This window comes from Curtobacterium sp. VKM Ac-2884, assembly GCF_015350945.1.
Taxonomy (GTDB): Bacteria; Actinomycetota; Actinomycetes; order Actinomycetales; family Microbacteriaceae; genus Curtobacterium.
In genome coordinates, this window is the sequence record NZ_JADKSA010000002.1 from 640,479 (window position 1) to 653,331 (window position 12,853).

Annotated in this window: 16 protein-coding genes and 1 tRNA gene; 6 read left to right on the forward strand and 11 right to left on the reverse strand. The window is 67.9% G+C overall.

Annotation, left to right across the window (positions count from 1 at the left end; translation table 11 throughout):
- The first annotated feature begins 2 nt into the window (after positions 1 to 2).
- A complete protein-coding gene (locus ITJ60_RS07675) occupies positions 3 to 443 on the forward strand; it encodes a hypothetical protein (RefSeq protein ID WP_194647502.1) in 441 nt (146 codons plus the stop codon).
- An 18-nt stretch (positions 444 to 461) separates the two neighbouring features.
- Positions 462 to 1,658 carry a hypothetical protein gene (locus ITJ60_RS07680; RefSeq protein WP_194647503.1) on the forward strand — a complete coding sequence of 399 codons (1,197 nt, stop codon included), beginning with the start codon at positions 462 to 464 and terminating at the stop codon, positions 1,656 to 1,658.
- A 194-nt stretch (positions 1,659 to 1,852) separates the two neighbouring features.
- Here the strand turns inward: ITJ60_RS07680 and ITJ60_RS07685 are convergent, their stop codons facing one another.
- Positions 1,853 to 2,494, reverse strand: coding sequence for an SGNH/GDSL hydrolase family protein (locus tag ITJ60_RS07685; RefSeq protein WP_194647504.1), 642 nt, complete (start codon positions 2,492 to 2,494; stop codon positions 1,853 to 1,855).
- A 110-nt stretch (positions 2,495 to 2,604) separates the two neighbouring features.
- Here ITJ60_RS07685 and ITJ60_RS07690 point away from each other — a divergent pair, with 110 nt between their 5' ends.
- Positions 2,605 to 3,921, forward strand: a complete 1,317-nt coding sequence (locus ITJ60_RS07690; protein ID WP_194647505.1) for a hypothetical protein — start codon at positions 2,605 to 2,607, stop codon at positions 3,919 to 3,921.
- Between the two features lie 69 nt (positions 3,922 to 3,990).
- Here the strand turns inward: ITJ60_RS07690 and ITJ60_RS07695 are convergent, their stop codons facing one another.
- The 6 genes from ITJ60_RS07695 to ITJ60_RS07720 all read right to left on the reverse strand — a co-directional run bounded on the left by ITJ60_RS07695 (position 3,991) and on the right by ITJ60_RS07720 (position 5,619).
- Complete coding sequence (locus ITJ60_RS07695) at positions 3,991 to 4,236, reverse strand: hypothetical protein (RefSeq protein WP_194647506.1); 246 nt, start codon at positions 4,234 to 4,236, stop codon at positions 3,991 to 3,993.
- A 23-nt stretch (positions 4,237 to 4,259) separates the two neighbouring features.
- Positions 4,260 to 4,535, reverse strand: a complete 276-nt coding sequence (locus ITJ60_RS07700) for a hypothetical protein (protein WP_194647507.1) — start codon at positions 4,533 to 4,535, stop codon at positions 4,260 to 4,262.
- Positions 4,535 to 4,828 (reverse strand): hypothetical protein, encoded by a 294-nt coding sequence (locus ITJ60_RS07705; protein WP_194647508.1) that lies wholly within the window; start codon positions 4,826 to 4,828, stop codon positions 4,535 to 4,537. The genes ITJ60_RS07700 and ITJ60_RS07705 overlap by 1 nt, the downstream gene beginning before the upstream one ends.
- Positions 4,829 to 4,916: 88 nt before the next feature.
- Positions 4,917 to 5,180, reverse strand: a complete 264-nt coding sequence (locus ITJ60_RS07710) for a hypothetical protein (RefSeq protein WP_194647509.1) — start codon at positions 5,178 to 5,180, stop codon at positions 4,917 to 4,919.
- Positions 5,181 to 5,331: 151 nt separating this feature from the next.
- Positions 5,332 to 5,404: transfer RNA gene (locus ITJ60_RS07715), tRNA-Lys, on the reverse strand.
- A gap of 53 nt (positions 5,405 to 5,457) precedes the next feature.
- Complete coding sequence (locus ITJ60_RS07720; RefSeq protein WP_146249745.1) at positions 5,458 to 5,619, reverse strand: DUF2207 domain-containing protein; 162 nt, start codon at positions 5,617 to 5,619, stop codon at positions 5,458 to 5,460.
- 126 nt (positions 5,620 to 5,745) lie between these two features.
- On the opposite strand from ITJ60_RS07720, the gene ITJ60_RS07725 reads away from it, so the two are divergent.
- From ITJ60_RS07725 to ITJ60_RS07735, 3 genes are all read left to right on the forward strand, one after another.
- Positions 5,746 to 6,375: a DNA-directed RNA polymerase subunit beta gene (locus ITJ60_RS07725; protein WP_173168866.1), complete on the forward strand. Its 630-nt coding sequence runs from the start codon at positions 5,746 to 5,748 to the stop codon at positions 6,373 to 6,375.
- Between the two features lie 568 nt (positions 6,376 to 6,943).
- A complete protein-coding gene (gene sigK, locus ITJ60_RS07730) occupies positions 6,944 to 7,543 on the forward strand; it encodes an ECF RNA polymerase sigma factor SigK (protein ID WP_123293272.1) in 600 nt (199 codons plus the stop codon).
- Positions 7,540 to 8,409: an anti-sigma factor domain-containing protein gene (locus ITJ60_RS07735; protein WP_194647510.1), complete on the forward strand. Its 870-nt coding sequence runs from the start codon at positions 7,540 to 7,542 to the stop codon at positions 8,407 to 8,409. The genes sigK and ITJ60_RS07735 overlap by 4 nt, the downstream gene beginning before the upstream one ends.
- A gap of 174 nt (positions 8,410 to 8,583) precedes the next feature.
- Here ITJ60_RS07735 and pstB read toward each other — a convergent pair whose 3' ends face one another.
- The 4 genes from pstB to pstS form a co-directional block, all read right to left on the reverse strand.
- Positions 8,584 to 9,363, reverse strand: a complete 780-nt coding sequence (gene pstB, locus ITJ60_RS07740; protein WP_123340921.1) for a phosphate ABC transporter ATP-binding protein PstB — start codon at positions 9,361 to 9,363, stop codon at positions 8,584 to 8,586.
- 34 nt (positions 9,364 to 9,397) lie between these two features.
- A complete protein-coding gene (gene pstA / locus ITJ60_RS07745) occupies positions 9,398 to 10,483 on the reverse strand; it encodes a phosphate ABC transporter permease PstA (RefSeq protein ID WP_123340920.1) in 1,086 nt (361 codons plus the stop codon).
- A 12-nt stretch (positions 10,484 to 10,495) separates the two neighbouring features.
- The gene (gene pstC / locus ITJ60_RS07750) at positions 10,496 to 11,446 is read right to left on the reverse strand and encodes a phosphate ABC transporter permease subunit PstC (protein ID WP_123340919.1); all 951 of its coding nucleotides are present in this window, start codon (positions 11,444 to 11,446) and stop codon (positions 10,496 to 10,498) included.
- Positions 11,447 to 11,619: 173 nt separating this feature from the next.
- Positions 11,620 to 12,723, reverse strand: a complete 1,104-nt coding sequence (pstS, locus tag ITJ60_RS07755) for a phosphate ABC transporter substrate-binding protein PstS (protein WP_123340918.1) — start codon at positions 12,721 to 12,723, stop codon at positions 11,620 to 11,622.
- Between the last annotated feature and the right edge of the window lie 130 nt (positions 12,724 to 12,853).

A 12,853-nucleotide genomic window follows, 5' to 3' on the forward strand; every position in this document is an offset into this window, starting at 1 on the left:
GGATGACCACCGATCTGACGTCCCTGGTCGCGGCCTTCGGTGGCGGCGCAGGTCTCGTCGCCGTCGGCCGTTCGCTTCTGACCGTCATCCGCCTCGTCCGCAAGGGAGTCTCCGTGCGTGAGGGGAAGCGTCGCGTGGACATCGTGCAGCAGCGGGACGAAGCCCTCGAGGCCGCTCGCCGTGAGCGCGAGCGCGCCGACGAGCAGCAGCACCGCGCGGACATCGAACAGGCGCGAGCCGACTGGGCTGAGACGAACCGTCAGGTCGCGGTCGAGAACGAGCAGCGGGCCCGCGAACACGCTGCCGAGCTGCGCGTGCAGCTCGTCGAGCAGGCCGGGCTCGCACGCGACCAGCTGCCCGCCTGGCCCGACATGGAGCGCACGATCCCACGAGCGGAGTTCGACCGCCTCCGCAAGAACAACCCGCCGGCGAACCCGGCTTGATCAGGAAGTGAGTCCCCGATGACCGTTTACGACTGGCGCATGCGGCAGCGCGGTGGGACCGAGGCGGAGAACCTCTCGTCAGGTGATGTCCCGCTCGAGCGCGAGCTCGTCGTCGCCTCGGACACCGGAGCGTTCTGGATCGGTGACGGCGCCACCGCGCTGACCGACCTCCCGAAGCAGGGCCCGATCACGCTGGATCCGACGTCCGGGGTGGCGACGCTGCCGGACGGCACGCAGCTCGCGTCGCTCAGCTCGCAGACGTACCTGCTTCCGACCGTGGCGCGTGAGGCGATGGCGCGCGTGCTCGCCGACCGCACCACACCTGAGGGCGCCGCCGTGGTCGGCGCGCAGGGCGACAACGCGATGACGTACCTCGGAACGAAGCAGATCGAGGTCCTGAAGTCGTCCGATGACGACCGGCCCGGGGTGTGGGAGTTCATCCACGACTCGCCCACCGGGTACCTGTTCCACTTGATGACCGGTGCCGACACGCAACCGGCATCAGCGCTGCTTGGCCTCGGCATCGACAACGGCGGCCAGGGCATCTTCATCAACAACAAGAAGCGCGGCGTCGGCATCGCGATTCAGCAGAACGACTCGATCGAGTCGCCCACCGCTTACGGTGTCTACGCGAACCAGTCGTCGAAGACCGCGCCGCTGATCCACGTGGACCACGCAGACGGGGCGAAGCACGCGCTCCGCATCATCTCCTCGGAGAGCAAGGTCGAGACCAACGAACTGATCGAGGTCATCACCACCGGCGTCTCGGGGGGCGGCTACGTGTCGTCGAGGTCCGGCGCGGTCTACTGGCGTTCGGACATCAACGCGACGCAGGGGAAGCGTGTCCGCGCTGTCCAGGCGATCGCTGCGGACGGCAACTCGACCGCGATCGAGCCCGACGCGCTCCGACTATCGACGTGGAACGGAGCCGATGGCGGGTACTGGCAGAAGCGGATCGGGCAGAACGGCCAGTCCATGCTGCTGCAGGTGGCCGATGGGACGTCGGGCGGCCGGGACACGGCGCCGGCGAAGTGGTTCACCGGTGTCGAGGTCAAGCAGGTGAACGGACTCGCGGGTGGCACGCAGCTCGGGTTCTACGGCGCGGTGCCGGTCGGACGCCAGGCGGCGCCCGCTGCGGCGACGGACGCCGCGTCCACGCAAGCCGCGGTCAACAACCTGCGGTCGGCGCTCATCGCGCTGGGGCTGCTCTCGTGACCCCGGAGGAGGTGCTCGGCCTGCTGCAGACGATCGCCCGCCAGCAGGTGCAAATCAACCACCTCGAGGCGACGCTCATGCAGGAGAGAGCGAAACAGCAACCCGCGGGATAACGACGTTCCGATAGATCGGACACGGCGCCCCAACCAGACCCCTCAGGTCCCCTCATCGGGACCTGAGGGGTCCCTTCGTCGTTAAAGCCCGAGGGAGGTCGCGAGGTTGGTGGCGAAGGCCGCGTGACCAGAAGGAGACGGGTGCTTCTCGTCAGGGCCGAGGTCGATGTGCCAGTCGAGCGCGGAGACATAGGTCGCCCCCTGTGCTCTTGTGGCGCGCTTGAGCGCATCGTCGACCCGGCGTTCACCTTCGACGGCCGGCACGTCCACTGGCCCCACGACCGCGACATCGTAGTGACGGAGCGATCGGTACACGCGCTCGGCGGCCGCCCGTTCGTCAGAAGGGGACGTGTCCGTGTCGTTCAGCCCACCCTCGACTATTACAAGGTCCGGTCGTGTGGCGGCGACGTCTGCGACACGGGTGTCGTAGGTGCTGTCGCCGCAGAAACCGGCGTTCGTGTAGCCGGTGCCGCCCTGAGCGAGGACGCTGACCGTCGCGTTCTGCTGCGTGGCGAGATCGTCGACCCAGGCGTCACCCCGGTCTTTCAACGTGTCTCCGGTCGCGTAGGAGTCTCCGATGACCGTGATGCGTTCCGGGCCGGAACCGATGGTCTGCACGGCGCCGACGGACTTCTCGTACGAGCGGACTGACTGGCACGTCTGATGCGCGACCAACGCGGCTCGCGCCAAGTAGGCACCAGCGGTGAGACCGATGACTGCCACGGCAACGCATCCGATGGCGACGACGCGTCTCCGGGTCAGTCTCATGCTGCGATCCTAGAGGCGGGCGGTGCCCCGCTAGTGGCGAGCCAGGCGTCGGTTACCCTGAGCGCGTGTCAGAACTCCGGGGGAACGTCATTTGGGTTGCCGCAGGGGGCATCGCGGTGATCGGAGTGACTGTGGCGCTCCTGTACTCACCGCTGGTCGCGGTGGCCGCTTTGGCTGCGTTGATCGCCGTCGGCTGGGCGATCGTCAAGGGACGCTCGCACTATCGCGCGGTGGCACTCCTCGGCGGAGTTGGACTGGTCGTGTTGATCCCAGCGCTGCACACTCCCTTGCCAGGATGGGCCGGAATGGCAGCTGGCGCTGCGTGGATGCTCCTGTTCGGTGCGTTCCTGCCTAACAGGAGCCGTCCCGGAGGGTGGTTTCCCGTCGTGGTCTTCTCCGCCGTCGTGCTCCTCGGCGCCATCAGTTCAGTCGCCATCCGCCCGTTCCCCTTCGTCGCGATCGCCCTGCTGTACCTCATCCCGATCGCGCTGCTCAGCCGAGGGCTCGTCCCGGACGACGCCAGGGTCGTCCGGAACGGCGTCGTGACTCTCGCAGTCATCGAAGCGTTGCTCTGTGTCGCCGAATTCGCCATCTTCCGCGGAGACCCGCTCGACCCCGCCAGCGGATACCACCCGGTGCTCTCTTCCTTCACCCGCACCGAGGGCACCCTCGGACACCCCATCGTCGCCGGCGTCGTAATGCTCGTGGGACTGGTGCTCTTGCTGGCTTTCCGAGTTGCCTCCCGTTGGCGGTTCATCGGCTCGGTCGTCCTTCTCGCCGGCATCTTCACCACCGGCAGCTCAAGCGTCTACGTCGCGGCCCTCGTCGCCGTAGTCACGCCACTGGTGTTCGTCGGTCGCATCGGGTCGAGGATTGTGAAGGTCGGGCTGCTGGCTGCGATCGTACTGTGGCTACTCGCGCACCAAGAGCTGTTCGAGCCGGTCGTGAAGGACGTTAGCGGCGTCAACTCGACGCACCGACTGAACTCGATCCAGGCCATCCCGAGCCTGCTGACCCTCCGTCCGCTCGGGGATGGGCTGTTCGGGTCTGGTTGGGGGTCGGAGCAAGCGAATTACAGCCTCGGATTCCTGAAGAACGACTACTTCTACACCGTGGACAACATGTTCGCCACGACGATGATGGCGGCCGGGCTCCTCGGCTTCGTCCTCATGATCGTGTTCATCGTCAAGGTGTTCTTCGACGCTGACCGCGCTGGGCGGATCGCGCTCCTTCCTGTGGTCGTCATGATGTTCAGCTTCGATGTCCTGCAGTGGGCCTCGGCAGGCGCGTTGTTCCTCATCATCGCGTTGGCCTTCCGCAGAGGATCGCCCGCCGCTGTGGTCCAGCCGCGCAAGCCAGTCCAGGAGCGGGCAACCTCCTAGCTGCCGCGGACAGAGAAGCGCCCCGCCACCCTTCCGACTGGAGGTGGCGGGGCGCTTTTCGTCGTCCAGTCAGGAGTCGAGCAAGTCGTACGGGATCTCAGCCGGGGCGGCCACGGGCTCGCGAGTGAGGAGGAAAGTGACCAGGATCTCCTCGTCTCCAAGGAGCGTGATGGTGTGGTGCACCGGCGACCAGCCCGGACCGATCTTGTTGATGATGCTCGGTTCGTTCAGGGCGAAGTTCTGCGCGTGGACTGGGGTTTCGTCGACAAGCTTCTCGCGCGGCAGCCGGTAGGCGAGGATCTGCGTTTCAGTCATACTGCGAGGCTATGAGTTGGTCGTCAAATCTGGGACCCCAAGGCGGGGGCCAATTGTGTGACCGCATCCCGCCAGACCCAGGCGCACTCGGCGGCCTGCGAGAAGCCCCACTCGACGAGCACGGCGCGCTCGGTGTAAGCGATGACGTACGCCTCGACCTCAAGAATACGGTCGGGGAACTGGACCCACACGAGCACGGGGTCGGGCGGCGTGACGTCGTAGTCCGGGCCGCCACGGGCCAGCTCAGGAAGCGAGTAGGCGGGGCCGAGGGCCCAGCGGTCGCGGCGGCGTCGGGCCATCAGTCGTGTCGCGGCGCGAGCTTGCGCCGGGTGACGGACGCTCGCGGTACCCACGCGCGTTGCAGGCGGCCTTGCCAGGAGATCTCGACGTACACGGCGACGTCGGAGCGGGCGACTGCGAACGCCTTCACCTTCTCGAGTACGCCGATCTGGTCGAACCTCAGGTGGTCGATCCACACAGGCTCGGGTGTGTCGAGGGGCACGGGTTCGCCGATCGCGTCGAGGGGCAGCGACTCGGCTGCGTAGATCGGTACGTCCTGGTGCTCGGGTGCAGCCCATTTGTGATCGGCCATGTCGTGCAGCGTGCCGGACGCCGCCGACAAGCGCAGGGCTTCACTTCGCTCCGATGAAGCGCAGCGCTACACGACCAGATGCTCGCGATCAGCGGCGGGTGACGAGCCCGCCGGCGTCGACGGTGATGATCTGCGTCTGCGTCTTGCGGTTGACGAGACGGATGATGACGACGATGAGCCAGAGCCCGCCAGTGACGACGGTGAGCACGAGGTTCCAGAACCAGCCGATGCGCTTCTTCCGCTGCAGGATCGCCTGGTTGCCGGTGACGCTCGTCACCGTCCAGCCGTCAGCGGAGGCACGGGCGATCTCGGTCTGCAGGGCCTGCTGCTGCGCGGGCGTCACGTCGGTCATGGCCTCATCCTGCCCGACGGCGGGGGACCCGTACAGCGCCCGAACGGGTGTCGGCCCCATGGCAGCCCTTGCCCCACGTCTGCCCCACGAGTCGAGTTATACACAGAACCCCCGGCAGGTCTTGACAGGACCTGACCGGGGGTTTTCTCTGTGGGCCCCGTGGGGCTCGAACCCACGACCCTCGGATTAAAAGTCCGGTGCTCTACCAACTGAGCTAGAGGCCCTCACCCGCAAGGCTAGCGGGTGAGGGCCTCTGGGAAGAACCTGGTGTCGACGGTCAGCCGCGACGCCCGGTGAGCGTCCGCAGCAGCCACAGGACGACGGCCACGATGAGCAGCACGATGCCGACCCACAGCAGGAACTTGAGGCTCGCGGTGAAGCCACCGACGAACAGCAGGATGACCGCGATGACGGCCAGGATGATGAGCAACGGGTTCATGGGGGAGTCCTCTCCTTCACGTTCGGGAGGAGCGCCTCCCGACGAGACACCGTACCCGCGGCGCCGCCGTTGCGTTCTGGGCGAACGGAGGGCGGGCGTGTCACTGGCCGTGCCTACACTGACGCGGTGCCTCGCGATCACCACCGTCCTGTCCACTTCACCGATGCCGAGTTCGCCGCGATCCAGGGCGGCGAGGACCCCGCCGTCGTGAACCGCGTCGCGCACGAGACCGCGAACGCGCTGCTGCACCGGGTGCGTCAGGACCCGGACCCCGCGGTGGTGGAGCGGCTCGTGACCTACACGGACGTGCACGGCATCGACGCGATCGCCGAACTCTGGGCGCGGGTGGGTGCGCACACCCTGCCGGGTGCCCTGTGGCGGGTGTACCTCGTCCGCACCGTGATCCGGCAGAACCCGGAGGAGATCGCGTACTTCTTCCAGCGCGGCACCGAGCGCATCGGCACGATCGACCAGGCCGTCGCGGGGGCGGAGCAGCCGACCGGTCCTGCCGAGATCCTCACCCTGGCGGACCGCATCCTGCACGGGCTGTACACGGGCGACTTCGCGGTGGCGCTCGACCGTGGGGCGGCGTTCTGCCGGCTGACCGCGGCTGGTGCGACTGCGGTGGCGGACGACTCCGACCTGACCGCGACCGGCCGCGCGAGCGAGCTGACGCGGCGGGCACTCCGTCTCACGGAGCTGGCGGCCGACCTGACCGAGGCGGCGGCGCTCTGGCGTCGCGAGAGCCTGGACTAGCGAGCGAACGCGCCGGACCCGCACCGGGCCTCCCGGCAGAACGCCGAAGGGCACAGCCGCAGGCAGAGCCGCGGGACAGAGCCGCAGGGCAGAGAAGAACCGGGCCGCAGAAGCGCCTCTCGGCGCGAGGCCGCTCGAAGCGGCGAATTTTGGAGCCCGGGGCTTGCTGCGGCCCGGCGACACCAACTCTACGACGCGTGGGCTGAGTCCGCTGCCCTGTTCACTCTCGGTGGACAGATCCGGACCCGGGCGTGCCCGACCGAGGGCCCGGACGCGGCGTCCCGACAACTTCTCGGCATCCGATCCAATCCACCACGGGCACCGCGCCGAATCATCAGCGTGACGGACTTGATGACCGTCACGAACGCGAGAGGCCCGGCGTGACCCGGACCGGTATCCGCCGGTCAATTCCCTGTGGGTCACGCTGGCCTCTCGTCTCGACCGCACGACGCGGCGGCTTCGTCCTACCAGGGGCGCGACCGCAGCACAGCACCACCGCATCACGCAGCACCCCTGACAGAACGGCCACAACCGGTCGCCGAAGCACCCGAGAGGAGGGAAACCTGCAATGCTTGCCCTCGTGGATAGCGACACCGAACGCTGGAGCTCGTCAGAGCCAGCCCAGGCATCGCCGGACGACCTCTTGGCGCGGGTTGCCTCCGGTGACCAAGCCGCCTTCGCGGACCTCTACGACGTCCTCTCCGGCCGGGTCCTCGGACTCGTGACGCGGCTCCTCCGGGACCGCGCCCAGTCCGAAGAGGTCACGCAAGAGGTCTTCCTCGAAGTCTGGCAACAGGCCACCCGGTTCGACCGGAAGCGCGGGACTGCCTCCAGCTGGGTCCTGACCATGGCGCACCGCCGAGCGGTGGACCGGGTCCGGGCGTCGCAGGCCTCGCACGACCGGGACACGAAGATCGGTATCCGCGACCTCGAGTCCGGTTTCGACCAGGTCTCCGAGTCGGTCGAGATCCGCATCGAACACGAACGTGTCGGCAGGGCCCTGGCCAAGCTGACCGAGTTCCAGCGGCAGGCCGTGCAACTCGCGTACTACGGAGGCTTCTCGCACAGCGAGATGGCCGAACAACTCGGTGTCCCCATCGGCACCGTCAAGACCCGTCTCCGTGACGGGATGATCCGACTCCGAGACGAGATGGGGGTGACCTCATGACCGAACGACACGACGACCCCGCCCTGCTGACGGGTTCCTACGCACTCGACGCGCTGTCCGACGATGAGCGCATGCTCCTCGAGGACGTCCTCACGACGTCGCCCGAACTCCAGGCCGAGGCCGACTCGCTGCGCGAGACCGCGCTGCAGCTGGCCTTCGCCGCCGCTCCGATCGAGCCGCCGACGTCGCTCCGCGCGTCGCTGCTGGCCCAGATCGCGACGACCCCGCAGGTTGAACCACTGGCCGAGACGGCTCCTGCCGTCGACACGGCATCCGTCCAGGAGGCCCGTCCCGAGTCCGCCAGGCACGTCGCCTCGATCGCCGACGGCTCCACCACCGGTGGCCGGGCGACCTCCGAGGCTCGCCGCCGCTGGTTCCAGCGTCCGGCAGCCATGCTCACCAGTGCTGCTGCGGTCGCCGTGGTCTTCCTCGGTGTCGGCCTGGGTGTCGGCGTCGCGAACGGTCCGGCCGACGGACCGGGGACCGGCACCACGCAGGCTTCGAGCGGCCTCGACCGCATCTACGCCGCGTCGGACTTCCAGCGCAGCACCACCAAGGTCGAGGGCGGCGGCACGGCCACGGTCGTGTGGTCGGGTGACCTCGGCAAGTCCGCGGTCATCCTCGACGGTGTCGCCCAGGCCCCGAAGGGCAAGACGTACGAGCTCTGGTACATCGGCTCCGAGAACGAGGGCGGCACGATCAAGTCGGCCGGCCTGGTCGACGGTGTCGCCGACGGCGTGCACTCGGCCGTGCTGAAGGGGTCGATGTCCGACGGCGCGACGATCGGCATGACGGTCGAGCCGGCCGGTGGTTCGGAGCAGCCGACCACGACGCCGATCATGGCGGTCCCGACCACCTCGGCCTGACCCTCCCGGAAGACCGACCCCGAACGACACCCTCGACGTCGCACGACATCGAGGGTGTCGTTGCGCGTCGGCACGAGCACCGCACCCAGCGCGACCACGAAGGCCCGGTGCGCGTCCGTGGCGGACGTGCACCGGGCCTCCCGGTCGTCCGTCACCGTGACGGACCGACGCCGATCAACCGAAGCGACCCGAGACGTAGTCCTCGGTGGCCTGGACGGACGGGTTCGAGAACATCGTGGTGGTGTCGTCGAACTCGATGAGCTTGCCCGGTGCGCCGGTGCCGGCGATGTTGAAGAACGCCGTCTTGTCGCTGACGCGCGAGGCCTGCTGCATGTTGTGCGTGACGATGACGATCGTGAACTCCTTCTTGAGCTCCTCGATCAGGTCCTCGATGGCCAGGGTGGAGATCGGGTCGAGCGCCGAGCAGGGCTCGTCCATCAGCAGCACGTCGGGCTGCACCGCGATGGCGCGTGCGATGCAGAGACGCTGCTGCTGCCCACCGGACAGGCCCATGCCGGGCTTGTCGAGGCGGTCCTTGACCTCGTTCCACAGGTTCGCGCCCTGCAGGGACCGCTCGACGATGTCGTCGGCCTCGGACTTCGAGACGCGCTTGTTGTTGAGCTTCACGCCCGCGAGCACGTTGTCCTTGATGGACATCGTCGGGAACGGGTTCGGACGCTGGAAGACCATGCCGACCTGGCGACGGACGAGCACCGGGTCGACCCCGGGGCCGTACAGGTCGTCGCCGTCGATCTTGACCGAGCCCTCGACCCATGCGCCGGGGATGACCTCGTGCATGCGGTTCAGGGTGCGGAGGAAGGTGGACTTGCCGCAGCCGGAGGGGCCGATGAAGGCGGTGACGGTGCGGGGCTCGATGGTGATGTCGACACCCTCGACCGCCTTGAACTTCGAGTAGTAGACGTTGAGGCCGTCGACCTCGATGCGCTTGGACACGTTGATCCTTCTGGTGGGTGGGGAAGTGGGTTCGCTAGCGCGAGAGCTTGGGGGCGAAGAGTCGGGTGACGAACCGGGCGAGCAGGTTGAGCACCATCACGATGAGGATGAGCACCAGCGCGGCGGTCCAGGCACGGTCGACGAACGGCTGCGGGTTGGCGCCCTGCTGCGAGTACTGCGTGTACGCGTACACCGGCAGGGTCATCATCGGGTCCTTGAACAGGTCGTAGTTCATGCTCGCGGTGAAGCCGGCGGTGACGAGCAGCGGGGCCGTCTCGCCGATGACGCGGGCGATGGAGAGCATGACGCCGGTGGTGATGCCGGCGAGCGACGTGGGGAGGACGACCTTGAGGATCGTGAGGTACTTCGGCACCCCGAGGGCGTATGACGCTTCGCGGAGCTCCATCGGCACGATCTTCAGCACCTCTTCGGTGGAGCGCACGACGATCGGGATCATCAGCACCGACAGGGCGACCGAGCCGACCAGGCCGAAGCGAGCACCGGGGCCGAGGAACAGCGCGAACAGTGCGTACGCGAACAGGCCGGCGACGATCGACGGGATGCCCGTCATGACGTCGACGAAGAACGTGATGCCCTTCGCCAGTGCGCCGCGGCCGTACTCGACCAGGTAGATCGAGGTGAGCAGCCCGATCGGCACTGAGATGAGCGCCGCGAACAGCGTGATCTCGAGCGTACCGATCAGCGCGTGGATCGCGCCGCCACCCTCGGAGATCACCCCGCGCATCGAGTACGAGAAGAAGTTCGCGTCGAAACGGGCGAGACCGTCGGCCAGGACCGTCCAGAGCAACGACACCAGCGGCAGGACCGCGATGACGAAGGCGGTGATGACGAGCGAGGTGATGAGCCGGTCGACGGCCTGGCGTCCTCCTTCGACGATGCGCGAGACGACCACGATCAGGACGTCGAACAGGACGGTGCCGAGGAAGAGCGCTGCGACGACGTTGAAGTCCTTGACCGAGCCGCCGGCGTTGAGCAGGGCGAACACGGCCACCAGGGCGACCCAGCTGCCGACCAGCAGCAGCCACGGAACCGAGCGGTGCAGCTTGCCGTTGGCGTAGACGTTGCCGGCGGTGCCGGTCTGACGGAGGGCGAGGGACATCGGGTGGACCTCTCAGCTGACCCGCGTGCGGACGATGTACCGCGCGAGCATGTTGATGACCAGGGTGATGACGAACAGGATCAGACCCGACGCGATCAGGGCGTTCAGGGCGGTCCCCGATGCCTCGGCGAACTGCAGCGCGATGTTCGCGGCGATCGTCGAGGGGTTCTGCGAGGTCAGCATCTGGAAGGTGACGTTCGTCGAGACCGACAGCACCAGGGCGATCGCCATCGTCTCGCCCAGGGCACGTCCGAGCCCGAGCATGATCGCGGACACGATGCCGGACTTCGCGAACGGCAGCACGGACAGGCGGATCATCTCCCAGCGCGTCGCACCGAGGGCCAGGGCGGCTTCCTCGTTGAGCGTGGGCGCCTGCAGGAAGATCTCGCGCATGACGGCCGTCATGATCGGGATCGCCATCACGGCGAGGACGATCGACGCGGTCAGGATGGTGCGGCCGGTGCCGGACACCTGGCCGGAGAAGAGCGGGAACCAGCCGAGGTACTCGTTCAGGAAGCCGTAGAACGGCTTCACGAACGGCGCCAGCACCACGATGCCCCAGAGGCCGTAGACGACCGACGGGACCGCGGCGAGCAGGTCGATGACGTAGCCGAGCACCGGCGCGAGGCGTCGCGGTGCGTAGTGCGAGATGAACAGGGCGATGCCGAGGGCGAGCGGGACCGCGATCACGAGCGCGATGAGCGCGGACCAGACGGTGCCGAAGACCAGGGGGCCGACGTAGTCCCAGAAGTTCGTGGCGTTGTTCGGCAGCTCGCCGACCTTGGCGGCGAACGCCGGGATGCTCTGCCAGACGAGGAACGCGGCGACGAGCACGAGCACGAACAGGATGAGGCCGCCGGCGATCACCGAGGCGGCGGAGAACACCCGGTCACCGACGCGGACGACGGCCTTCGGCTTGGTCGGGGTGACGGTGGCCCCTGGCTGGGCCGGTGCGGTCGTCATGGGACTCCTGTCGGAGGAACGCCGGGGGAGGCGACGGGTTCGGGTGGTGGAGCGTGGAACGGGGTGCTGGTCGGACGGGCGCTGGCGGTGGAGCCGGGCTGCTCGCGTCGCGACGAGCAAGGGCCCGGACGCCGGTCAGGTGGGTGGGACCGGCGTCCGGGCGCTTGGGGGTCTTACTTGATGGAGTCGACCGCGGCAGCGGCCTTCTCGGCCAGGTCGGACGACAGGGCGGCCGACTTGGCCTCCTTCGCCGCGGCGTCCTGGGCGTCGCCGGTGACGACGTAACTCAGGAAGCCCTTGACCAGGTCGGCCTTGTCCGAGTCCTTGTACTCCTGGCACGCGATGGCGTAGGAGACGAGGACGAGCGGCCAGGCACCGTCAGCGGTGTCCTTGCGGTCGATGTCGATCGCGAGGTCGTTGTCCTCGCGGCCGGTGGCGACCTTCGAGTCGGCGACGACCTGCGCGGCGCCGTCGGCCGAGATCTCGGTGGCCTTGTCGCCGACCATCAGCTTCGCCTTGTCGAGGTCACCCGCGCCGGAGTCGTCGATGTAGGTGATCGCGTTGGAGGCGCTGCCCATGGCGGAGGCGACACCGGAGGTGCCCTTCGCGCTGTCACCGACCGAGTACGGGAAGGTCTGGCTCGGCTCTTCGGTCCAGACGTCGCCGGCGTTCGCGGAGACGTACTCCGAGAAGTTCTGCGTGGTGCCCGAGTCGTCGGAGCGGTGCACGACCGTGATGTTCGCGTCCGGCAGCTTCGCGTCCTTGTTCAGCGAGGCGATCTCGGAGTCGTTCCACTTGGTGATCTTGCCCGAGAAGATGCCCGCGATGGTCTTCGCGTCGAGGGTCAGGTCGCTGACGCCGTCGACCTTGTAGGCGATCGCGATCGGGGAGATGTAGACCGGGATGTCGATGGCCTTGGTGTCGGCCTTGCACAGGTCGAAGGAGCCCGAGAGCTCCTCGTCGTTCAGTGCTGCATCGGAGCCGGCGAAGTCCGCGGCACCCGAGATGAAGTTCTTGCGGCCGGCGCCCGAACCATCGGGCGTGTAGTTGACCGTGACGCCCGAGGCCTGGTCCTGGAAGCCGGCGGCCCAGGTTGCCTGCGCGGTCTGCTGGGCGGACGAGCCGGAGCCGGTCAGGGTTCCGGTGAGGCTCGAGGAGCCGGAGTTGCTCGAGGAGGACTCGGTGCTGCCCGCGTCCTCGTTCGCCGCGCACGAGGAGAGCACGACTGCGCCGGCGATCGCGATTGCTGCGATCGAACCGATTCGCTTGATGTTCACAGGGGTCCCTTCGGGGATGGGGTGCAGTGGGACCACTGCGGTCCCTGGGCCGGTGCCGACCCGGGAGCGACTGTAGGGACGCGAGGTGACGGGGATCACGCGCGTTGGTGAACGGAAGGTGAACGAGGGG